We start from the raw sequence: 21,826 nt of genomic DNA, 5'->3' as shown, positions 1-21,826 counted from the left end.
GCTCGGCACTATCCAGGAGTTCGAAAATGGGCGAACCTAATCCTCGTCATCCGTTCAGGGCACGCGTTGCGGAACATCAGAGACTGATGGGCACTTTCGTCAAGATTCCCGCCCCCTCCGCGATCGAGATATTGGCGGGAACCGGCTTCGATTTTGTCGTTATCGATCAGGAACACGGGGTGTTCGATCGCACGACGACCGATATGGCCCTGCTTGCCTGCAAAGCATCCTCGATATCGGGAATTGTCAGAGTCCCGACGTTAACCGCCGATGGGATACTCTCCGTCCTCGACTGCGGCGCTGCCGGCGTTCTCGCGCCGCATATCGACAGTGTCGATCGGGCCCGAGAGCTTGTCGCTGCATGCCGCTACAGGGGCGGCCGCCGCGGCTTCTCGGCCGTGACACGCGCCGGCGGCTATGGTGCAAGTCCCATGTGGAAACATGTTGACGAGGCGGATGCCGGCGTAGCGGCGATTGCCATGATCGAAGACCCGATCGGCGTCGAAAATATAGACGATATCGCCGCCGTTGAAGGGCTGGATGCAGTATTCATCGGGCGAGGAGATCTGACCGTGGCATATGGCGCGGCGACGAGAGACGATCCGACAGTCGTGCTCGCCGTCGAACGGATCATCAATGCTGCCAGCAGAGCCGGCATATCCGTGTGGATGATGGTTGACCGGGTGGAGCAGATAGAACCGCTGGCGGCAAAGGGCGCCTCCTCCTTTATCGTATCTTCGGATCAAGGAATGCTTCGCGATGCGGCGCGTCAAATCATGCACGATGCCCAGCGTCTTGCCAAAGGCATAGAGACGTCGATTTGAGCATCAAAGCCCGCTCCGAGGCCTGCGGACCCGAACGAAGATCTTCGCGCCGGATTGTGCTCATCGGAACAGGCTTGCAAGAATTGGGCAGAGCGACCACCCCCCAACTCGTCTGAGAGACCGAATTCGGTCGCCCCGCCACGGTGTGCGGAACCTGTGAGAGTATTGCCCCATTGCTGGAGCATCTTAGCCGAGCAGAAGATGCTCGGCTTTGCTGCCGATGAACCAGTATGCCGTCGCTCACGGCTCCTTCTGCTCTGGTGAACAGCCGGCACCGTCGATGAAGCAGACGACAATGCCGTCGAAGCGAGAGTCGTCCAGCGTGTCACCATCTTGAACCGGCGGCAGTTGCGCCGTCTGGTAGGAGGAGGATCGCTGCGCGGTGAAGCTTGCCAGAAAAGACACCAGCAAGCGACAAAGCGAGCAGGAGAAATAACTCGGAACAGAGAAAGGTTTTTGAGGAGTAGAGTCGGAATTTGACGCATATTTATGCTTCGAATTGCACTCTTAATTTGCCGCAGTTGCAGCCGGTATGGGGATAAAAAGCATATATTGTCGATCCTCGGATATCGGTTTTATTGCGTTCCCGAACTGCCTGATGAATGCCGTGTATTCATATTTGGGTATCAAGACCCGATCACCCGGCGCGAGCCAGGCGACCAGATCAGTCAACGTCTGTAGCCGTACAATTTTGCCTTTTGTATAAAATTCGGCCGAAAAGCTGCGCGCTCCTAGAATGGCTAGACGACCTGCTCCGGGATGACTTTCAACCAGTGTTGCCTCCGTAGGCATGAACGGACGATCCAGACCGAGGAAAGAGCCAGCGGTTATAGAGGCGAAAATCAACAGGACTTCGGCCACACCAAGCCTGAGCCAGCCCACGCCGGTGGGACCGGTCTGGGTCCACAACATGACAGCAAGCAGCGCTGCTGCCGGTATGCCTGGCAGCACATAGGCGAGGAGAATATTTGCCGCGAATGTAAAGAATACCAATGGCGTCAGCGCAAACAGGAGCAGATACAGAAGCAGGCCCTTGTCCTCGGGCATTGCCCTCCCCCGCAGCCGCCAAACGAGAACGGGCAGCAAAGGGCTCCACGGCAGCGTGGCCACAATCCAGAATAGCCAGATTGTCCCCTTCGCATGCTCGCGGCCCGCGCCATAGAGGTCGCCTGACCAGCCCGGTTGCAAGAACCGCTCAATATGCTCGCCAATGAGGAAATAATAAAGGAAGCCAGGAGTGGCTGCTTCCGCCGCGGCATACCAGGGGATCACCAGCACTGCGCACAAAGCCAGGCCGCCCGCCCACGGCAACCGGACAAGATCCCTCCAATGACCGCGCCAAAGCATCCAGACCGTAATCGGGGTCATGGAAAGAACCACGGCGACGGGGCCTTTGGCCAGCAGTCCGATCGCAAGACCCAAGAAGAAGAGCCAACCCCAGCGGCGGCTTCCTTGCAATCCGTTGTAAAATCCGGCCATGCTGGCGGTGACACCGAGCGTCAGCACCATGTCGGTCTGCACGAACGCGGCAGAGACGAAGAACAACCCTGAACTGGCCGCGACCAATATGCTGGCTGCCGCGGTGCGCTGGTCGGTGAGCGTCCGAGCCCAACGCCACAGGATTATGAGTGTCGTTATGGTCGCCAGCATAATGCCCAGCCGCGCGGCAAAGGGCGTGGCGCCGAAGACTGCTACCCCTACTGCAGACAGCCATGTGTGCAATGGCGGTTTGGCCCAGAATGGCACGCCATAATCGAATTGCGGCGTGATCCAATTGCCAGTTTCAACCATTTTGCGGGCGATTTCGGCATAACGCGCCTCGGTCGGGTCCGTAAGGGGCACCCAGATCATCGCCAGAAGCCGCACGATAAACAGGAGCGTCAGCCCCGAGAGCACGGCACGATTTTTAGTCATTCTATGTACTTTCAATCAAGATCTTGGCTTCGATGCCTCGGTCGCCAAGCGCATATCAGCCATATTGCATTCGATCGGCGTTGTCACAGAAATGTAACTTCTCTGGCCTGTCGCGGGTCATTTTCTCCGGAATGGATCAGAGTCCGACCACTAAGGGCGGACGCTAAAGAAGCAGAGATTTGCGGAAAAGCAGATCATTGCGGACAGAAGGAGCATGAAAGTGGCTATGGACGCTTGCTGCCGCAAGATAATGCGGCGCTGGCCGCAAGGATCTTGAATCAGGTTTGCGACGCAGCGTAATTCCTGAGAATTGAATTGTGCCGAACCGCTGCCCCGCAATAACTTGTGTAAAGTTGACCGGAGAGCGATGGAGAACCTAGCCCTCGCACATCATGCCGGCGCTTGGAGTAAGAGAGCGGCCTTCTTCGCGCAAATGCGGGTGGGCAAACGATCGAACACAAAGGGGCAATCAGGCGGACATAATCTTCCGGCGCGGCTTCGCGCGGTTGCCGGCCCTCTTCATCAAGACAACCCTCGATTAGGCGGCATGGACAACGTGAGGCCGGAGCACCGGCTACCGTCCATCATACGGATATTCGAATAGCCTCCGGTTTCCACTCGATGCAAAATCGAATAACCTTTCTCATAGTTACAGACGGTCAAAGAGAACGTTAGAGATGCCTATGCAGCCGATCTACTATAGGCTCACGAGAGCAGTTGCCTCGGCCATTCTGATTATTTTTCCCGCTGTTTTCTGTGTTTCCTGCTCGACGGCCGGTGGAACTGGTGGTCAATCCCGTCCCGTAGCCGCGAGCAAATCGACAGATCCCGCCAAAGACAAAGCGGCCGAACGTCGGCGATGGGAAGACAGAGTGCAACGGGATAATCAGCTGGATCCAAGCGGGTCGGCACCGGGTTCCTATGGTTCCTTCGGTCCTCGTTTCACCTGGTGAGCGATAGATTTTCAAACGGCTCGGCTCATGTCCGAACCCATTGAACGGATTTCGTTCGACACCACGCGGATACTGGCGCCGACGCGGCCAGCTTCGAGCAGCATGAACGAAGAACCACGTAATCCGAAGCCGCACACGATCGGCGACCTCGGAGATCATCCACTGGCGGCGGCACACCGCCGAAATTGCTTCAAGCATAGAGGTGTCGGACTTCCGCGATGCGCGCCTCTCCCACCTCCAACGCGTCCTTCGAGGTGTGAACCGAATAGTGCCCACGTACGAGTTCGTGAGGGTGAGGCACCGCCGAACCGAGGATGAAGGTCGCGCCTTCCGGACCGGCCTGCAGAGGGATAGCAGCATCACTTCGGTCGAATGCAACCAGATCGCCGGCCTTGTAGCGCCTGTCGCCCAAAAGACTGCCGTGAGACAGGCTCAGCCAGCCGACGTTATGGCCGACCGGCGTATCGTAGATCCAGGTCTCACCTGGCGTAAGCGTGACGAGCAGATAGTTGAGGCCATCGAAAGCTCGCACCGGGCTCCTTATGCCCTGATAGGTTCCGACGACAACGCGCGCCGGGCCAACAATTGGGATGCCCGATGCTTCGATGAATTGCCACTCGGGCTCAGCGGCTTCCAGCGTGGCAGGCAGAGCCACCCAAAGCTGAAAGCTCTTGAAGCGCGCGGCGCTGTCCGGCCGATACTCGCCACCATGCCAGATTCCACTGCCGGCACGCATCCATTCGACGCCGCCATAGTCGAGCAACCCGGTACCCCATTTACCCATGTCGAAGCGAAGATTGCCCTCTGTCAGCACGGTCACCGTGGCGATACCCGAATGAGGATGGAGATTGTCGCGGCTCGTGATGGACGATGGCGCATCCACCATATCGAGGAAGACGAAGGGTTTGAGATATCGACCGAGGTCCGAGGGGCTCATCAGCCTGGTGATGCCCCCCTGCCCGGAGCCGCGGGTTTGACTGAAGACTTTCCGCTCGGCGAGCTTGGGCACTACACTGCTTATCGAAAGATTGCGTGACATCGTTTGGTTTCCTCAGGAAGATGAATGGCGGCGTCTGGCGTGCGGTCGTAAATCAGCTCTGCGCGCCGCGTGCCGACTTCAGCGCTCGAGCCCACCATGAAATGTCGTCGAGCATGGCCGTGGCAGATTGTTCGAGATGCGGAAAATCGTCGAAACTCTTTCCCTGCTGCCAGATCCCAAGAAACTCGACCATACCGACGTGAACAGCGAAGCGCACCGGCGCCATCTGCAATTCAACCGCGACCATGCGCAGATGTTCTATTGAGCGAGCAGCGCCGACGCCGCCATAGCCGACGAAGCCGATCGGCTTGCGATTGAACTGCGCGTAAGCGTAATCAAGCGCGTTCTTGAGTACAGCACTCATGCTATGATTGTATTCCGGCGTCACCACGATGAATCCGTCGAGAGTGGCAAGCTTGGCCGCCCACCGTTGCGCAACCGCGTTTTGTGGAGGCGCAAAGAGCGGCGACATCTGTTCTTCGAAGAACGGCAGCGGATAATCCCGAAGATCAATCGCTTCGAAATTCAGATCCGTGCGCTTGCTGGCCAGATCTCTGATCCATTTTGCGGGCGTCTCGCCAAAGCGTCCTTCGCGGGTGGAGCCGAGGATGATGCCGATGCGGGGCGTGGATTGCGTAATCATGGGTTTTCAATCCTAGAAAGAGAGGTGAGAAAGACAGGCGGCGTGTCAGGCCGTCATTCGGGACCGTGGATTAGCCGTTGGGCGACGCGCTCGAAGGCGCCATCACCACCGAATGACCGCGCTTCCGCCAGGTCGTGCGCAGAGCCAATGATCCGGGGGACGCGGCTGCTAGGACAATGAGACCGCCCGCCAGAGCAAGATTTTTCATGAAGTCGATCGGCGCACCGAGATGAACGACGAGACCGGTGAGCACGCACCAAGCCGCAAGAAGAATGCCGACGAGACGGGTCTGGATACCGAGGACGAGGGCAATGCCGCCGATGATTTCGGAAAGACCCATCAGATAAGTCAACACAAGGGGGGCCGGCAGGCCCATCTGCCCAAGCATTCCGGCAAGGACCGGCCCCATCGCGCCGAACTTCAAGGCGCCCGAGGCAAGAAACAGGATCGAGAGCAGGACACGCCCGCTAAGAAGGAGAAAATTGTTGTTCATGGCACAGCTCCATTGCTTGTTTACCCGCCAAACATAGCGCGTGACAATTAGTTGATTAGACGGAAAGATTGGATTGTACTTGTCCAAAATTTAAAGTAATTAGCCCAAGATGATCGATTTCAACGACATTGCCCTTTTCGTCCAGGTCGTTCGCTCCGGCAGCTTCTCGGAGGCAGGCCGAAGGCTCGTCATGCCGCCCAACACGGTAAGCAGACGGGTCCAGGGACTTGAGGATCAGCTTGGCGCGCGCCTGATGCAGCGCTCCACCCGCAAGCTGACGCTCACGGATGCGGGCCAGGAATTCTATCGGCGGTGCGTCGCTGCGATCGACGATCTGCAACAAGCAAGCCAGGATCTCACGGCTGACAGCAAAATCCCGAGTGGCGTCGTGCGGGTGGCGGCAACCGTAAACTTTCTGGATTTCTATTCACCACGGCTGGTCGCTTCCTTCCTGGAGCGATACCCGCAGGTTCGCCTGGAATTCCTGCTCGACGATGCAGTTGTTGATCTGATTACGGACAGGATCGACGTCGCATTCCGCGGTGGCAGCGGCGACGGTCCCGGCTACGTCGCTCATCGCATCACAGTCGCTCCCATAGGGCTCTACGCCAGCCCTCGTTACTTAGAGCAGCGTGGGTCCCCACGAAGGCTCTCCGAACTCGCCAGCCATCAATGCCTGACCGCACCGCGCCAATCCGGCCATACCGTCTGGCGGCTGCAAGGCGCAGATCGCTCCGAGGAACATGTCGAGGTTACCGGAAGCTTCGCAGCCAGCACCATGGGTGCCATCCATGCGGCAGCCCTTGCGGGCCTCGGCATTGGATTGCTCCCGGGGGCAATCGCGGCTGCCGACGTCGCGGCCGGTCGACTAGCGCCGGTTTTGCCGCAATACGAACGCGGCGGTCAGAGCATGTGCGTCGTCTACCCCAGCCATCGTCAGGTATCGCCTGCCGTGAAAGCCTTCGTCGCCTCGGTCATCAAGAGATTTGAGGACGAGACGGTTTTGCCCGACGGATGAACTTCTCAGTCCCTCGTTGGCTCCAGGTAGTGAAATCAGATCGATAGCTGGAAGAACTGCCCCTCCCAAACCGGCTGGCAAATCAAACCTCGAGCGGTGAAGTTGCGGACACGCAACCCTTTCAATCGTCCTGCTCACGCCGAACTTCGTCAAAAGGTCTGTAGCAATTTCAGGAAGAATGCAGCGGTTTCCCGCCCAAAGTTGCGCAAAAGCAAAGAGATAGAACGGCTCGGAGATTCCGTGAAAATTGAACCGTTATGGGTCGTGTGGACACTTGTATGATCGAAAGAACGATCACTAGGTGTCAAAGCGGCAGCAACGCATCCGGCTTCACATCGCCGATCGACGCGAAACTATGCGTTTCCCTCACTCCAGGAAGCGGCAGAATCACCCGCTGCAGGAACTCCTGAAACGTCGCCATGTCAGCTATTCGTGCTTTGACCAAGTAGTCGAAGCCACCGATCACCATATGGCATTCGATAATTTCGGGCGCCTTCGCAACAGCCTCCGCAAAGCGGTCAAACACATGAGGCGCAGTGTGATCGAGCCTTACCTCGATAAACACGACGGTTCCACGCCCGATCTTCGACGGTTCGAGTACAGCGCGGACGGCCCGAATAAAGCCTTCACTGAAAAGACGCTTGATGCGCTGTGATGCGCCCGTCGGCGACAACCCGACGCGTTGAGCGAGATCAAGTACGGTCCGGCGACGGTGTTCAGTTCAGGCTCACACTCTTATAGCCCTACATACGGTGATAGCACCCTCCCAGCCATTCACCAGCGCCGAGTTGAGATCATCGACCGGACGCGAAGGCCCAGGTGCACATCGATCGTTCAATGACAACCAGCGCAAAGCAGTGCGAAATCATCGACTGCAGTGAAGAGATTGACGCCCTTTCGTCCCAACAGCGGTTTCTGCTACGGGCCATTTCACTGACAGAAGTCAGTCTGTCCAAGAGGCCCTGAACTGGTCGATGAACAAGCCGGTCACGTTGCGGCGCTCGTGCTGCATCAGAATTTTACGCTCGCCGTCAGCACTGCACTGAATGGCTCGCCGATCTGATTACCGAGATTGGTCGACCCGATCGAGGACGTGTAATAAGTCTTGTTGAGGATGTTTTTCAGATTGAGCTGTAGCGTCAGCGGACGCTCCATCTGAAAGGTATAGGCGGCAAAGGCGTCGGCCACGATGTAACCCGGCAGGAAATAGGCATTGGTATTGATGCCGGCGCGCTTGCCGGCACCGCGTGCGCCCATGCCGACCTTCAGCGTATTGCCGTTGCCGCCCACCTCGCCGAAATCATAAGTGAAGAATAACGATCCGGTATGGCGCGGCACGTTGACCGGCCATTTGCCGGCGTAAGTTGGGTCTTCGAGCACCTTGGCATCGGTGAAGCCATAGCTGGCAATCATGCTGAGTTCATCCGTCAGCTCGCCCGCGACATCCACTTCAACGCCTCGAGCACGCACGAGGCCAGCGGTCTGCACATAAGTCTCACCGTTGATGACTTCGGAATAGGCAACATTCTTCTTGTCGCTGGTGTAAAGCGCGACATTAGCCGTCAACCCGTCGGCGATCTCGAACTTGCTGCCGATCTCGTAAGACACGCCCTCCTCCGGCGGCAGGTTTCCGTAATAGCTGGCGATCGATGATTGTGGACGGAAGGTCTTGGCGACATTGGCATACAGTGAAATGTCCGGTGTCAGCTTATAGACGACGCCGCCACTCGGTATCCACTTGCTGCCATTGCTATCCGTATTGGTGACGAAGGGACGCCCCTTGCCGGCCGTCAGGTCGTAATACTGATAGCGCAGGCCGCCGACGAGAATCCATTGGTCCGTGAGATGCAGCGAATCCTGCATATAGGCCGAGGCGGTGGAAATGATCTCCGTCTGGTCGCTGTCGGGCTTGGAGACCGTCGTGCAGGCCGGCATTCTGCCATAGACCGGATTATAGATGTTGAAGTTGACCGATTGCGGGCAGCGGATGAGATCCGTGCGCAGCGTGTTGGCGTAATCATAAGATGTGCCAAACAGCAATTCGTTGCGCAAACCGCCGATCTCGACGTCGCCGGTGAGATCGGCGCGCATGGCATGATTGTAAATTTCCGAGCCTTGTGTGGCATCGGCGCGGCGCGTCAGATTGCCGTTCCTGGCATTGTAGGCCATGACACGGGCCTGATTGTCGGAATATTCGTTGTAGCTGTAGCTATAGCCGAGATTGAGCGACCAGCTTTCGTTGAACTCGTGCTTGATGTTGACCGACGCCAGATCGGAGCTGCCCTTCGAAATATTGTAGGGCTCGTCAAAGCGGATCTTGGGATCAACATTGACGGCATGACCAGTATTCAAATCGAAGATCGTGCCGCGATCAAAGGGGACGCTGTAATCCTCATGCATATAGGACAGCGTGACTTCCGTGTCCTCGCCATACCACGAAAGCGACGGAGAGATAATCCAGTCCTTCGTCTTGCCGAAATTGCGCCAGTAATCGACATTCTTGTATTCGCCGATCAGACGATAGGCGAAATCCGTGTCCTTGATCGGTCCCGTGAAGTCCAGGCCGGTCGTGCCACCACCAAAACTGGAGGTGCTGCCATAGATCTCGCCGCCGAACATCTGTTGCGGCTTCTTGGTGATCACGTTGACCATGCCGCCTGGATCGAGGATGCCATAGAGCGTCGAAGCCGGTCCCTTGAGCACCTCGACGCGCTCCGTCGTGGCATTGAAGCTTCTCGGCAGCGCCGTCTTGAAACCATTGGTGAGGATCGAGCCGTCGCGATTGTCGCCAAAGCCGCGACGGATGACGGAATCCTGCGTGCCGCCGAGCGTGTTCGATTGATTGATGCCGCTGATGTTGGAAAGCGCATCGTCGAGCGACTGGGCTTTCTGGTCCTTCAGCACGTCCTGGCTAACGATATTGACGGCCTGCGGAATATCGATCAGCGGCGTATCGCTCCGGGTCGCTGTCGTCGTCGAAACCGGCTGGTAGCCCCGGGTCGCGCCGTCTTGGCCGGCACTTTTGACGGTGATCGGCGCCAACACGGTGGCGTCATCCGCTGCTACCGGCTTCGATTTCTTCGCCTGTGCATCCCCTTCTTGCGCTAAGGCCGGATAGGCCGTGCAGGCGCTCAACATCAAAAGAACTGCACGAATGTGATTGCCCCTGACGCCGGCCGAGACCGTCTTTCCCCACTTCATTCTGCCCCCGTATCCCTGACGGATAGTCTTCAAATTCCCAAATCAAAACCAAGGCCCGCCATCGACGGGGTTGGCGGCTTATTCTTTTTATGAATGTAGTAGTCAACTTTTAGCGAGGCGAATTCTGTCGAATTATGACAGGTTCAATCCAAGCCTTCCGGGCTGAGTCGCCAAGTGCGACCCAGCAGGAAACCCTAAAAATACGATGAAATCAGCTGGATATGGAGATCTTCCCAGAGTCTGGCCTTTGCAGCGCGCCGGCGCACAAAAGTAGCCGACGACCGCCGAAATGAAAAAACGCGGCAATTTACAGCACGGAAAAATTGACTACTACAGTCAGGAATAGTTTCGCTCCCTTGGAGACCATACGCGAAAGATTGCATGCGCATCGAACAGGAACAGAATTCACGATCACAAGACGGTATCGAGCCCGTCGGTTTGCGTGCAGAGAAGCTTGCCGCAGGCTATGGTCGGCAGCTGATCATCGATGACATTACATTGTCTGTTCCGGATGCCACCATGACCGTGCTGGTCGGGCCGAATGGCTCCGGCAAATCGACCTTGCTATCCGTCATGGCGCGCCTTCTGAAGCCGATGGGCGGCAGTGTCATGCTGGACGGCAAGGCACTGCATGCCATGCCGACCCGGGAGGTTGCCCGCCGGCTTGGCCTGCTGCCGCAAAGCCCACTTCTGCCGGAGGGGCTGACAGTCTACGACCTGGTCTCGCGTGGGCGCTACCCGCATCAAGGCCTTATCCGGCAATGGACCGACGCCGACGAGGCCGCCGTGGAACATGCCTTGACCGTCACCGATACCCTTGAATTCGCAAACCGCCCTGTCGCCGATCTTTCGGGCGGCCAGCGGCAACGCTGCTGGATCGCCATGGCGCTGGCGCAGGAAACGCCCATCATCCTGCTCGACGAGCCGACAACCTTTCTCGACCTGCACTATCAGGTCGAAGTGCTGGAACTGTTGCGCCGTCTGGCTCGTCATCACGGACGCACGATCATCGCAGTGCTGCACGATCTCAATTTCGCCCTTCAATATGCTGACCGGCTGGTGTTCCTGAAAAGCGGAGCCGTTGCCGGCGTCGCCGAGCATCCGAGCCAATGCACGATAGAGCTCGTCCGCGACGTCTTCAATGTCGAGGTGCTGCGGCTGGAAAATCCCGAAAGCGATACGCCCTTTTTCCTGCCCTCGACAAAGGGTAGAAGGCCCGAGCGATGAGCGTGCTGCAAGTGACGGGCAATACCGTGCCGTTGCGTGCGCGCCGCGCGCGCAGCCTCATCGCCTTTGCGGCCTTGATCGTAGTCATTGTCGTTCTCGCCTCGATCCACGCCGGGATCGGTGCAAGACCAGTACGGCCGGCGACGCTGCTCCAGGCGATCTTTGCCTACGATGCCAGTAATTTCGAACATCAGATCCTCTGGAAGCTTCGGCTCGCCAGGCTGGCGGCCGCGCTCCTCGTCGGAGCGGCACTCGGTGTCGCGGGCCTTCTGCTGCAATCTCTCCTGCGCAATCCGCTCGGCGAGCCGCATATCCTCGGGCTGAATGCCGGCGCGAGCCTTGCAGCCGTCACGACAAGCAGCTTGCCATTTCTAGCCGGCGGCCTTGCCCGTCCGTTGGTCGCAGCCCTCGGGGCGGGGCTGCTCTTTGCGCTGGTCCTGGCGCTCGCGTCCGCCGGTCGCTCGGGCATGACCATGCTGAAGGTCACATTTTGCGGCATTGCACTTTCGGCACTCGCCTCGTCGCTGACCTCGGCCCTCCTCATCCTCGATGAGGAGACGCTGCAGGAGATGCGGCTCTGGCTCGCCGGCGATCTCGCCGGCATCGGCTACGACATGATCGGGGCGGCATCTGCGCCTATTGTCGCCGGGATGCTGCTTGCCTTCCTGATTGCTCCGCGGCTCAACGCCCTGGCGCTCGGCGATGCTGCTGCGACCGGCCTTGGGGTCTCCGTCGGGAGCACCCGGTTCATCGGGCTTGCTGCAACGGCCTTGCTGTGCGGCGCCTCCGTCTCCGTCGCAGGCCCGATCGGATTTATCGGTCTGATCGTTCCACATGCCGCGCGCTGGCTCTCCGGCGGCGATTTGCGCGTTGCCCTGCCCCTATCCGCCCTGACCGGCTCGGCGTTGCTGCTGTCGGCCGATATCGCCGCACGCATGCTGTCAAGCCCGCATGAGCTCGCGACCGGCATCATGACGGCCCTCATCGGTGCGCCCATATTCATCATCGCCGCTTCGAGGTATTTTCGATGAGTGTTGCCCGACAAAATGGCTATCGCCGCCTTGAGTTCGGCCCATTCTCTCATCGCATCCACACACGCCGTTGCCTGATCCTCGCTGTGTTCGGGCTTTTTGTCATCGCCGCAGCTTTGGCGGCAATGCCGCTGGGCAGCCATGATGCAAGCTTGCCGGAACTGCTCACCGTGCTCCTCGATCCCGTGAACGCGACCGGCGAGGGCCATCGAATCATCATCGAGTTCCGCCTGCCACGTGTCATCATGGCCGTGCTGGCGGGCATGATGCTCGGACTTTCGGGCGCCGCTATGCAATCCCTGACACGCAACGGCCTCGCCGATCCTGGCCTTCTCGGCGTCAAGGAGGGCGCCAGTCTTTCCGTGATTGTGCTGATCCTCTATGCACCGGCGGTCAGCCTCTATGTCAGACCATTCGTCGGCATGGCGGGTGGTCTTGTCAGCGCGCTGCTTGTCGCAGGCATAGCCCGCGATCTCACGCGGACACGCTTCGTGCTGATCGGCATCGGTTTCTCCTGGCTGTTGTCGGCCATGCTCTCGATCATCCTGACGACGTCAGACATCCGCGACGTGCAGACGGCCATGGTCTGGCTTGCCGGCAGCCTGAATGCCGCCTCCTGGGACATCGTGCCGATCGCCCTCGTCAGCGCCATTTCAGGCGCAGCTATCCTCTTTGCAACCGCTCGAGCAAGTAATGTTGCCGTTCTGGGAGATTCTCTCGCGGCCGGCCTCGGCATCTCGCTGCATAAACTTGCGATCCTGCGCCTAGTAGCCCCCGTGCTGCTGACGGCTGTGTGCGTTTCCTGCGTGGGCAGCCTCGGCTTCGTCGGCCTCATCGCACCACATATGACCAGGCTCGCCATGCGCGGAGCCGGTCAAACGGCACTGCTCACCGGAAGCGCTCTCTGCGGCGCAGCCTTGGTGTTAGCAGCCGATACCATCGGCCGTCTGGCCTTCGCGCCGCTTCAACTCCCGGCTGGCATCGTGCTTGCCATCATCGGCGTTCCCGTCCTGCTATTTCTGCTCTGGAAGCGCCGCGACCTTTTATGAGGATCATCATGTTTCGATATCTTGCCGCCGCTCTGCTTACCTTCGGCTTGCTCGCGACGCCACTCCTGGCGCAGGAGGTCGAAAAGCGCATATTCACCGACGATCTCGGCCGCAAGGTCGAGGTGCCGGTTCACCCGCAGCGCATCGTATCGATGCATGATCTCGACATCACCATCCCGCTGATCGAGCTTGGCGCGCCGCCGGTCGCAAGCCACGGCCGCATGGGCCTGGACGGCAAGCCCTATCTTCGTTCGGGCTTGATCCTGACCGGTTTCGATTTCGACAATTCCGGCATGAGCTATGTTGGCTCCGTTACGGTCGATATCGAGGCGGTGGCAGCAGCAAAACCCGACCTCATCATCACAGAACCCGGGCGCACAACCTCTGTCGAGCAGTTGGAGAAGATCGCCCCGACCATCGTCATCGACAATACGGTCGGGAGCGCGCCGCATATCTACGAGCGCCTTGCCGACCTCACGGGTACAAAGGATCGGCTCGCCATTCTCGACCGGCGCTACAGGGCGCAGATCGAGGCGTTGAAACAGGTCGTGGATCCATCGAAGATCAGCGTCTCCGTCATGCAGGCGCAGAATGGCAAGATCAGCATCTATCATACCTATCGCGCGCTCGGTCGCGTGCTGCGGGATGCCGGCTTCCATTTTCCGGCGATCATCGATGCCATCCCCGAGGGCGAGCGTATCGAAGTCAGCGCCGAAAGGCTGCAGGAGCTCGACGCAGACTTCATCTTCGACACTTACCGCTCGGATACGGGCGGGACGCCGGCCGAGGAGATCGAAGCCATGAACAAGGTCTTTCCGGACTATTGCCAGTTCCTGGCCGCTTGCCGCGAAGGACGCTACATCCTGCTACCGCGCGAGGAGGCCATCTCCAACTCCTATGCGGCACTCAACCTGATGGTTTCGACGGTCCAGTCGCATGTATCGGGAAGGCGCGGCACCAAGCCATCGCAACGCTAGACGTCGAGGCTTTCAAAATCCGCCGGAATAGGACAATGTACCCTCTTAACATGAGTGTATAATGAAAGTATTTCTCCGGTCATGGACAACCCCAGAATCCAGAAGAAGGCCCGCCGTATCGATCGCTTCGGCGAGCGGCTGAAAAATCGCCGCACGTCCCTCTCTCCCAGCCTTCTCAGCGTTGCCGATTATATCGATCAGCATCGCCACGCGATCCTCGGTAAATCCGCGCTCGAAATCGCCAACGAGACTGGAACCTCCGATGCGACGGTGATACGTGCGATCCAGGCACTTGGCTTCGAAGGATTGATCGATCTCAAGGATACGCTGGAAGCTCACATAGGCGAGACGGATTCGCCCTCCGAGAAGATGGCAACGACCGCGACGGAGCTGAACAGCGATATCGATTCCGCCATAGACTTCGTCATAAACGATCATCGCAATGCCATGGAAGCCCTATCGTCGCCATCCAATCGCCAAGGGATGGCCGATGCGATCACCGCCATTCTGCAGGCAAAACGCATCGGAGTTTTCGGCATCGGCGCCTCCGGCATACTGGCAACCTACGCAGCGCGGCTGTTTTCCCGCAACGGCTATCCCTCCTACGCTCTCAATGCGACGGGCATCGCTCTTGCCGAATTGTTGCTGGCGATGGAGGAAGGCGATGCATTGATCATGATGGCGCATGGCCGAGCCCACCGCGAGGCGATGACGACGATCGGCGAGGCTCAACGCCTCGGCATCCCGATCGTCATGTTGCTTGGGCAGGAGGACACGGTCCTTCGCAAGCATGCCTGCGCCTCAATCATAATCCCGCGCGCAAAGGCCGAGCATGTGGCACTCCACGGTCCAACGCTCGTCTGCCTCGAATCTCTTATGCTCGCGCTGGCAACAGCGGCACGGGAAACCACGCTGCAATCACTGGACAGGCTCCTGGCCTTGCGAAGCGCTATCCGCCCGAGCAAACGGTGATCCGGGACGATATCGGTTACCAAAGAATGCTATCAACCGCCCGCTTGTCGAACTCCGACACAATCTGACCCGCATTTCTATTCGACGTTAATCCAGCCAGTTGCCGAGCGGAATGCGGAACTGGCTGAAAGCGTGAGACAACGGATACAACAAAGGATTGGCGCGGCCGTTCGATACCGCATGATCGAAAGCATTTCGGTTTTCGCCATCTTCCGATCGTCGTCTCCAGAGACTATCGGGTGGCGGTCATCAGGCTGAAGACCTCATCCAGACTGGGCATGGCCTGCCCCGCGCCCTTACGGGTCACGGCAACGGCGCCGAAGGCGTTGGCGAGGCGGCAGCAATAGGCGCCGGAAAGCCCGGAGATACGCCCGTGAATGTGTCCGGCGGCAAAGGCGTCGCCAGCGCCAACCGTATCGACCACCTCGACGGAAAACCAGGGGGCGCGGTCGCTGGCATTCGCCTGGCGCAGCAGGGAATCCGTCCCGTGTCCCTTGATCGCCACCCGCTTGACGCCCCGCTCCAGCAAATCGGCAACCAAGCTATCCAGGGTCGCATTTCCCGGCCGGTCGAGAAGCTGCGGCAGATCGCTATCGGCCAGCAAGATCGTGTCGAGCTTCGGCAGCAGCGGCCGGAGTTTTTCTGCTAAAGCAGCGACAACCCCGCCTGGAATATCGAGGGTGATCGGAATCCCTCGGCGCTCGGCAATGTCGATTGCGCGCAGCGCCGCACCTGCCTGCTTCGGCTGCAAGAATGCATAACCGGACAGATGCAAAAGCGCCGCATCGGCGAGCGCTGTCTGGTCGATCATGTCGGCCGACAATTGCGCGTTGGCGCCGCGATAAGCGAACATGGTACGCTCGCCCATCGTGCTGACAGCGACAATGTTCAATTGCGTCGGCTCGGCCGGGTCCTCACCGATCCAACGGGTCGAAACGCCGGCATTCTTCAGTTCGGAAAGCGCCTGCCTTCCCCATGCATCCTGACCGACACGACCGATCAATCGGCATTCGTGCCCAGCCCGCGCCAATGCGATCGCCGTGTTCGTCGCCGAACCGCCGATCGCCACCATTTGACCGGTCGCGATCGCCTCCCCGCCCTCGCCTGGATAGACGGGGATATCGAGCACGAGATCGATATTGATATCGCCCAAAAGGGCAATCACTGCCATTCCATCCGCCTCAGAGATCGATAAGCATCTGTTCGATAGCCTGGTCGACATCAGCAATGATATCATCGATATGCTCGATGCCGACGGAGAATCGCACCAATCCGTCGACCACGCCCATCGCTTCACGCTCCTGGCTTGGAATATCGAGGAAGGCCATGGTGGCGGGAACCTGCGTTGTCGTGCGCAATCCGCCGAGGCTGGCCGCAAAGGAGCAGAGCTTCAGCCGCTTGAGCAAACGAACGCCGGCGTCCTCATTATCGACCTGGAAGGACAGCATCGCGCCGCCGCCGCGCAGTTGTTCGCTTGCCGATGCGTAATTCGGATGCGACGGCAGGCCCGGATAGAAGACGCGCTTGACGCGCGGATGCGCTTCCAGATGCTTGGCAAGAGCCAGCGCATTGGCACACTGCTTTTCCAGCCGCAGCGCCAATGTCTGTGCGCCGCGCAGAAGTAGCCAGGCATTAAAGGGCGAAAGCGGCGCTCCGAGCTTGTTCAGCGTGTTCCATCGGACATCCTCCAGCCAGTCCACCGGCAGAATATCGGATCTAAGGGTAATGACGCCGCCAACGGCGTCATTGTGGCCGCCGATAAATTTGGTGGCACTTTCAACCACGACATCGACGCCGAAATCATGAGGGCGGCAAACCGCCGGCGAGGCGAAGGTATTGTCGCAGATGACCACGATGCCGCGGCTATGGGCAAGTTCAACCAGCTTGCGCAACGGCGGCACCTTCATCGTCGGGTTGGCGATCGCCTCGACATAGAGCACCTTGGTCTCGTCGGTCAGCGCGTTTTCGACCGCGCGCACGTCCGAGCAGTCCACCAGCGTCACCTTCAGGCCAAAATCCTGGGCGCGATGGTCGAAGAATTCGTGCGTGCTGGAGTAGGTCGTTAGATCCGCGACAATATGATCGCCGGCCTGAAGGATGCCGAACAGCGCATGCGAGATCGCCGCCATGCCGGATGCCGTCGCAAGGCAGGCTGTGCCGCCGGTTAGCTTTGCGATATGCTCCTCGAGCTTGTATTCGGTCGGATTGCCGCAACGGGAATAGATGTTCACTTCCTTGCGCGCGCCAGCCACGATCTGGTCGTAGATATCGCCGCCATACTGGAAATTCGCAGACATGTAGATTGGATAGCTGATCGACTGCGAATGTTCTTCCGGCTCGTAAAAGACGGCTTGACTGGCGAAATCGAGATTTTTGGAAGACATGACATTTCTCCTGGGAAAATCGGACCTGTGGGTCATTCTTTCACGGCGCCTCCCACGAGCGCGGCCGTGATCTGGCGTTCAAAGAAGATGAAGAGAACGAGCGGTGCGACTGCGGCAATCAGGATCGCTGCAAGCATGACCGGATAGTTGGTGATGTGCTCGCCGACAAAATCGGTGAGGCCGACGGGCAGTGTCTTGCGCGAGGGATTGTTGATGAAAACCATCGGGAACAGAAAATCGTTCCAGACCCAGATCATGTTGACGATGCCGGCCGTGAACATGGCCGGTCGGGCAATCGGCAGCGCAATCTTGTAGAAAATGCGCCATTCGGATGCACCATCCACACGGCTTGCATCGAAAAGCTCGCGGGGCAGCGTATTGAAGAACGCCTGCATGATGAAGATCGAGACGGGTATATTGAAAGCGGCGGTTGGCAGGATGACGCCTAGATGCGTGTCCAGCAGGCCGACGCTGCGCAGCATGACAACGAGCGGCACCAGCGCCACATAAGCGGGGATCGCCATCGCTGCGGTCAACGACAGCTCCAGCACCGGCATCCAGCGCGGCCGGTAGATCGCCAGCGCGTAACCGGCAAGCGTCGAGGCGAATACCGTGATCAATGTCGCGCCGACCATGATGATCAGCGAATTGACCGCGTAGCCGCCAAGCGCGCCGCCACTCCAGGCACCGATATAAGCATCGAAATTCAAGCTGGTCGGGAACGACCAGACCGAGCGCATAAACTCCCTGTTGGTCTTGAACGTGCTGTAGATCATCCAGATGAAGGGAAAGATCACCAGCAACACATGTAGTGTCAGGATGACCAGCACGATGGTATGCGTTAGGGTCCAGCGCCGGGCAGCAGTGCTCATGCGTCCCCCTTGCGCTTCAAGAACCGGAAGACGATCCAGGCAGCAAGCGCTGTCAGCACCATCTGCACAAAGCCGATCGTCGCCGCATAGCCCATCTGGAAGCTGCTGAAGCCCATCTTGTAGAGGTAGGTGGAGACCACCTCGCTGGCATGGCTCGGGCCGCCATTGGTGAGCACAAACACCAGGGAAAAGGTCTTGAGCGAACCGATGATCGCCAGCAGCGAATTGGCGCGGACGGCATCCCAGACCATGGGAATGGTGATGGAGAAAAACTTGCGAAAATCACCTGCGCCATCGATCTCGGCCGCCTCGTAGACGGTTTCCGGCACACTGCGCACCGCAGAGGTGAACAACAGCACGTAGAGGCCAAGATAGGTAAAGCTCATGACGACGACGACAGCGGTGAAAGCCGTATCGGATTCACCAAGCCATCCGCGTTTCAGGCTGTCCAGGCCGGCAAGCTTCAGAGCGGCGTTCACCAGCCCGAAATAGGGATTATACATGAACCGCCAAAGGAGGCCGATGCAGATCTCGCTCACCATGACGGGCACGAGATAGAAAAACAGAAAGATGCGGCCGAAGGCGGGAAGGATGCGCACCAGGCAATAGGCGATCGCCAGCGCCAGGAACACCTGGAAGATAATGGCCGACAGGGCAACGAGAAGATTGCGCCCGAGCGACGCCCAGAAGACGGTGTCGGCTGCGAGGCGCAGGATATTTCCGGCGCCCACGAAGATCGGAGCCGAGGCACCGTCCCATTGGAAGAGCGAGAGCCAGCCGGCATAGGCGACCGGATAAGCGACGAAAGCGCAAATGAGCAACAGAGCGGGCGAAAGGAATAGAAGCGCTGCGCGATTGTGTGTCTTTGCTAAGCCATCAGTGCTCATGATCTTGCCGGTTTTCTTAGCTTGCCTTGAGGCCGCCGCACAGATCGGCGGCCTTCTGGATTGACGACAGCGAGTGTTATTTGCTGGTCTTCAGCGCGTCTTCGAGGCGCTTGGCGGCATCGGCGGGCGCGACAGAGCCATCGAGCACACCCTGCAAGGATGTATAGTAGGTATTGGTCGCAGCCGGCGGCATAGCCGTGTCGTAGAACGAGTCGAGATGGCCGGCCGCGCTGACCAGGCCGTTGCTGATAGCGTAGAGCACCGGACCGGCCGCGGCTTCCGTAGTGGCGTCCTTGACGGTCACCATCGTCTTGCGCAGCTCGACATATTTGGTCATCACCTCTTTGGAGGTGAGGAACTTCAAAAGCGTCACCGCATCCGCCTTGTCTTCTGCTTTCTGCGATATTCCGAAGGACGCGGCGACGCCGGCAAGAACATCAGATTGATCGCCCGCCCCACCCTGAACCGAGGGGAAAGCGAAGGAGGCAAGCTCGAAACCTTCGGGTGCATCGGCGGAGGCGCCGATCTGCCACGTGCCGTTCAGCATCATTGCGGCCTGGCCGTTCAGGAACAGCATGTTGGCTTCCTGGTCGCTCATGCCGTTGAAACCGGTCGGAAAATATTGCTTCTTGGCGATCTCTGCGACCCTTTCGAAAGCCTTTTCGCCTTCGGGACCGAATGTCGCCTTGGCATCGCCATTGACGAAGGATGCGACCACGCCCGAGCCCTTCAGGCGCATTTCCAGATACTGAAACCAGAACGTGGCCGGCCAGGAATCCTTGTTGCCAAGCGCAAAGGGCACTTCGCCGTCGGCCTTGATCTTTTCGGCCAAAGCCATCAGCTCGTCATAGGTCTTGGGAACCGTCCAGCCCTTTTCGGCAAACAGCGCCTTGTTGTACCAGAAGACGACGGAGTCGACGTCGACAGGCACGGCGTAGGTATGACCATCCTTGCTCGTCTGGGCAATGGCGCTTTCGAGGAAGCTCTGGCGCCAGCCGTCCTTGGCGAGATCCTGATCAAGCGCATACATCTGTCCGCCCTTGACGAAGGCGTTCAAGAAGCCGCCAGGCAAGGTGTAGAACACGTCGGGAGGATTGCCGGACGCCATCGCCGTGTTGAGCTTGGTCTTATAAGCGGACTGCTCGGCGGCCACGACATCAAGCTTGATGTCCGGATGCTTCTTGGCGAATTCACCCAGCGCGAAATTGATGAAATCGACCTTGTCCTGCTGGCCAGCATAGGCATGCCAGAATGTCAGCTCGCCGGCCATCGCCGGAAATGCAGCAAGCGCGAAGGCCGCGCCCATGAGAAGACGTCTTAGCTTCACCATATCCTCTCATCCTCCTTGAGAAGTTTGCGCAGCCCCTCCGCTACGCTATGCAGTGATGCCACAACAAAATTATATTGTCTATAGTGACACCACAACATCACCATGCTAACTCTCAACCCGACAGCGTCTGCCAGCGAAAGAACCGTCATGACCCTTGACCTGCATGGTCCAGTGAACCCAGCCAGCAGCCGGCTGCGAAGCGTCCTGCCGAAATTGTCGGAGTCTGAGCGGCGCGTTGCGCTTTGGGTCCTGGAGAATATCAACGCCACCATCCGCCATTCGATGTCGGCCATCGCCCAGGCAACCGATGTCAGCGATACGACCGTGTTGCGCATGTGTCGCACGGCCGGTTTCGAAGGTTTTACAGACCTTAAGCTAGCGCTGGCGCAGGAACCGCGCGATATGCGCGATGCGACCGGCAAGGAGCCGGATGCCACCGATCTCCACGCCGCAGTTCGCCTGTTTCGCGCGGTCGCTCAGGCCATCAGCGACACGCAGGGCGTATTGAACGAGGCGACGTTTGCAAAGGCACTCGACCTGATCGCCGGAGCACGACACATTCTGGTCGGCGGCGTCGGCGGCTCCGGCATTGTCGCTCAGGCTTTCTACCAGCGCTGCATCCGTCTTGGATTGCGCTGCGACGCTCCGGTCGACTCGCAACTACAGATCATGCATTCGGCACTCGTCGGCCCGGAAGACCTGGTCGTGGTCATCTCTTATTCCGGCATTACCAGCGACCCGGTTCTCGTTCTGCAGGAAGCCAGGGCCAGGGGTGCCGCGACCCTCTGCATCACCGGCAACAGTGCCTCGCCGCTCGCGCGACTGGCCGATGTCGTTCTCGTCAGCGTCTCTCATGAGCAGGGCAGCGAACCGATGGCGGCGCAGATTGCCCAGATGGCGCTGATCGATGCTCTCTATTCCGCTCTCGTCGCCCGCAATACCGAGCAGGCCCACCTTACCGAAGAGCGCATGGTCAACGCCATACTTCCAAAGTCAATCTAGTCATCAAAAC

Annotated in this window: 19 protein-coding genes and 1 pseudogene; 8 read left to right on the top strand and 12 right to left on the bottom strand. The window is 58.9% G+C overall.

Features of this window, described 5'->3' with window-relative positions; all coding sequences use genetic code 11:
• The first annotated feature begins 26 nt into the window (after positions 1–26).
• Positions 27–824, top strand: coding sequence for an aldolase/citrate lyase family protein (locus BJ928_RS17200; protein WP_047631233.1), 798 nt, complete (start codon positions 27–29; stop codon positions 822–824).
• A gap of 240 nt (positions 825–1,064) precedes the next feature.
• Here the strand turns inward: BJ928_RS17200 and BJ928_RS38840 are convergent, their stop codons facing one another.
• The 5 genes from BJ928_RS38840 to BJ928_RS17175 form a co-directional block, all read right to left on the bottom strand.
• On the bottom strand, positions 1,065–1,235 hold the full coding sequence (locus tag BJ928_RS38840) for a hypothetical protein (protein WP_156151439.1): 171 nt from the start codon (positions 1,233–1,235) through the stop codon (positions 1,065–1,067).
• A 96-nt stretch (positions 1,236–1,331) separates the two neighbouring features.
• Positions 1,332–2,738 carry a glycosyltransferase family 39 protein gene (locus BJ928_RS17195; protein ID WP_047631235.1) on the bottom strand — a complete coding sequence of 469 codons (1,407 nt, stop codon included), beginning with the start codon at positions 2,736–2,738 and terminating at the stop codon, positions 1,332–1,334.
• A gap of 1,143 nt (positions 2,739–3,881) precedes the next feature.
• Positions 3,882–4,730 carry a pirin family protein gene (locus BJ928_RS17185; RefSeq protein ID WP_047631237.1) on the bottom strand — a complete coding sequence of 283 codons (849 nt, stop codon included), beginning with the start codon at positions 4,728–4,730 and terminating at the stop codon, positions 3,882–3,884.
• Between the two features lie 52 nt (positions 4,731–4,782).
• Positions 4,783–5,373, bottom strand: a complete 591-nt coding sequence (locus tag BJ928_RS17180; RefSeq protein WP_047631239.1) for an NAD(P)H-dependent oxidoreductase — start codon at positions 5,371–5,373, stop codon at positions 4,783–4,785.
• A gap of 70 nt (positions 5,374–5,443) precedes the next feature.
• Positions 5,444–5,866: a DoxX family protein gene (locus tag BJ928_RS17175; protein ID WP_052227651.1), complete on the bottom strand. Its 423-nt coding sequence runs from the start codon at positions 5,864–5,866 to the stop codon at positions 5,444–5,446.
• A gap of 109 nt (positions 5,867–5,975) precedes the next feature.
• Between BJ928_RS17175 and BJ928_RS17170 the strand changes: the two genes are divergently transcribed.
• On the top strand, positions 5,976–6,884 hold the full coding sequence (locus tag BJ928_RS17170) for a LysR family transcriptional regulator (protein ID WP_047631241.1): 909 nt from the start codon (positions 5,976–5,978) through the stop codon (positions 6,882–6,884).
• A 304-nt stretch (positions 6,885–7,188) separates the two neighbouring features.
• On the opposite strand, the pseudogene BJ928_RS17165 reads toward BJ928_RS17170, so the two are convergent.
• Together BJ928_RS17165 and BJ928_RS17160 are read right to left on the bottom strand one after the other, a co-directional pair.
• Positions 7,189–7,593: pseudogene (locus BJ928_RS17165) on the bottom strand (Lrp/AsnC ligand binding domain-containing protein); the annotation flags it as partial.
• A gap of 302 nt (positions 7,594–7,895) precedes the next feature.
• Positions 7,896–10,085, bottom strand: a complete 2,190-nt coding sequence (locus BJ928_RS17160) for a TonB-dependent siderophore receptor (protein ID WP_047631242.1) — start codon at positions 10,083–10,085, stop codon at positions 7,896–7,898.
• Positions 10,086–10,466: 381 nt separating this feature from the next.
• Between BJ928_RS17160 and BJ928_RS17155 the strand changes: the two genes are divergently transcribed.
• The 5 genes from BJ928_RS17155 to BJ928_RS17135 all read left to right on the top strand — a co-directional run bounded on the left by BJ928_RS17155 (position 10,467) and on the right by BJ928_RS17135 (position 15,341).
• A complete protein-coding gene (locus tag BJ928_RS17155) occupies positions 10,467–11,312 on the top strand; it encodes an ABC transporter ATP-binding protein (RefSeq protein WP_047631244.1) in 846 nt (281 codons plus the stop codon).
• Positions 11,309–12,343 (top strand): iron ABC transporter permease, encoded by a 1,035-nt coding sequence (locus BJ928_RS17150; RefSeq protein WP_047631245.1) that lies wholly within the window; start codon positions 11,309–11,311, stop codon positions 12,341–12,343. Before BJ928_RS17155 ends, BJ928_RS17150 begins: the two co-directional genes overlap by 4 nt.
• On the top strand, positions 12,340–13,392 hold the full coding sequence (locus BJ928_RS17145; RefSeq protein ID WP_047631247.1) for an iron ABC transporter permease: 1,053 nt from the start codon (positions 12,340–12,342) through the stop codon (positions 13,390–13,392). The genes BJ928_RS17150 and BJ928_RS17145 overlap by 4 nt, the downstream gene beginning before the upstream one ends.
• 8 nt (positions 13,393–13,400) lie before the next feature.
• Positions 13,401–14,369, top strand: coding sequence for an ABC transporter substrate-binding protein (locus tag BJ928_RS17140; RefSeq protein ID WP_047631562.1), 969 nt, complete (start codon positions 13,401–13,403; stop codon positions 14,367–14,369).
• A gap of 81 nt (positions 14,370–14,450) precedes the next feature.
• Positions 14,451–15,341: a MurR/RpiR family transcriptional regulator gene (locus tag BJ928_RS17135; RefSeq protein WP_047631248.1), complete on the top strand. Its 891-nt coding sequence runs from the start codon at positions 14,451–14,453 to the stop codon at positions 15,339–15,341.
• A 232-nt stretch (positions 15,342–15,573) separates the two neighbouring features.
• Here the strand turns inward: BJ928_RS17135 and BJ928_RS17130 are convergent, their stop codons facing one another.
• From BJ928_RS17130 to BJ928_RS17110, 5 genes are all read right to left on the bottom strand, one after another.
• Positions 15,574–16,512, bottom strand: coding sequence for a carbohydrate kinase family protein (locus BJ928_RS17130; protein WP_047631250.1), 939 nt, complete (start codon positions 16,510–16,512; stop codon positions 15,574–15,576).
• A 10-nt stretch (positions 16,513–16,522) separates the two neighbouring features.
• A complete protein-coding gene (locus tag BJ928_RS17125) occupies positions 16,523–17,725 on the bottom strand; it encodes an aminotransferase class I/II-fold pyridoxal phosphate-dependent enzyme (RefSeq protein WP_047631251.1) in 1,203 nt (400 codons plus the stop codon).
• A 32-nt stretch (positions 17,726–17,757) separates the two neighbouring features.
• Positions 17,758–18,597: a carbohydrate ABC transporter permease gene (locus BJ928_RS17120; protein WP_047631252.1), complete on the bottom strand. Its 840-nt coding sequence runs from the start codon at positions 18,595–18,597 to the stop codon at positions 17,758–17,760.
• A complete protein-coding gene (locus BJ928_RS17115; protein WP_047631254.1) occupies positions 18,594–19,484 on the bottom strand; it encodes a sugar ABC transporter permease in 891 nt (296 codons plus the stop codon). The genes BJ928_RS17120 and BJ928_RS17115 overlap by 4 nt, the downstream gene beginning before the upstream one ends.
• Before the next feature lie 76 nt (positions 19,485–19,560).
• Positions 19,561–20,814, bottom strand: a complete 1,254-nt coding sequence (locus BJ928_RS17110; RefSeq protein WP_245432382.1) for an extracellular solute-binding protein — start codon at positions 20,812–20,814, stop codon at positions 19,561–19,563.
• 147 nt (positions 20,815–20,961) lie between these two features.
• Here BJ928_RS17110 and BJ928_RS17105 point away from each other — a divergent pair, with 147 nt between their 5' ends.
• Complete coding sequence (locus BJ928_RS17105) at positions 20,962–21,816, top strand: MurR/RpiR family transcriptional regulator (RefSeq protein ID WP_082011844.1); 855 nt, start codon at positions 20,962–20,964, stop codon at positions 21,814–21,816.
• Positions 21,817–21,826: the final 10 nt, after the last annotated feature.

It is taken from the genome of Rhizobium sp. WW_1, from assembly GCF_003610155.1.
Taxonomy (GTDB): Bacteria; Pseudomonadota; Alphaproteobacteria; order Rhizobiales; family Rhizobiaceae; genus Rhizobium; species Rhizobium tropici_A.
The sequence above is the reverse complement of the archived record's forward strand: the minus strand, read 5'-3'. Positions and strand labels throughout refer to the sequence as shown.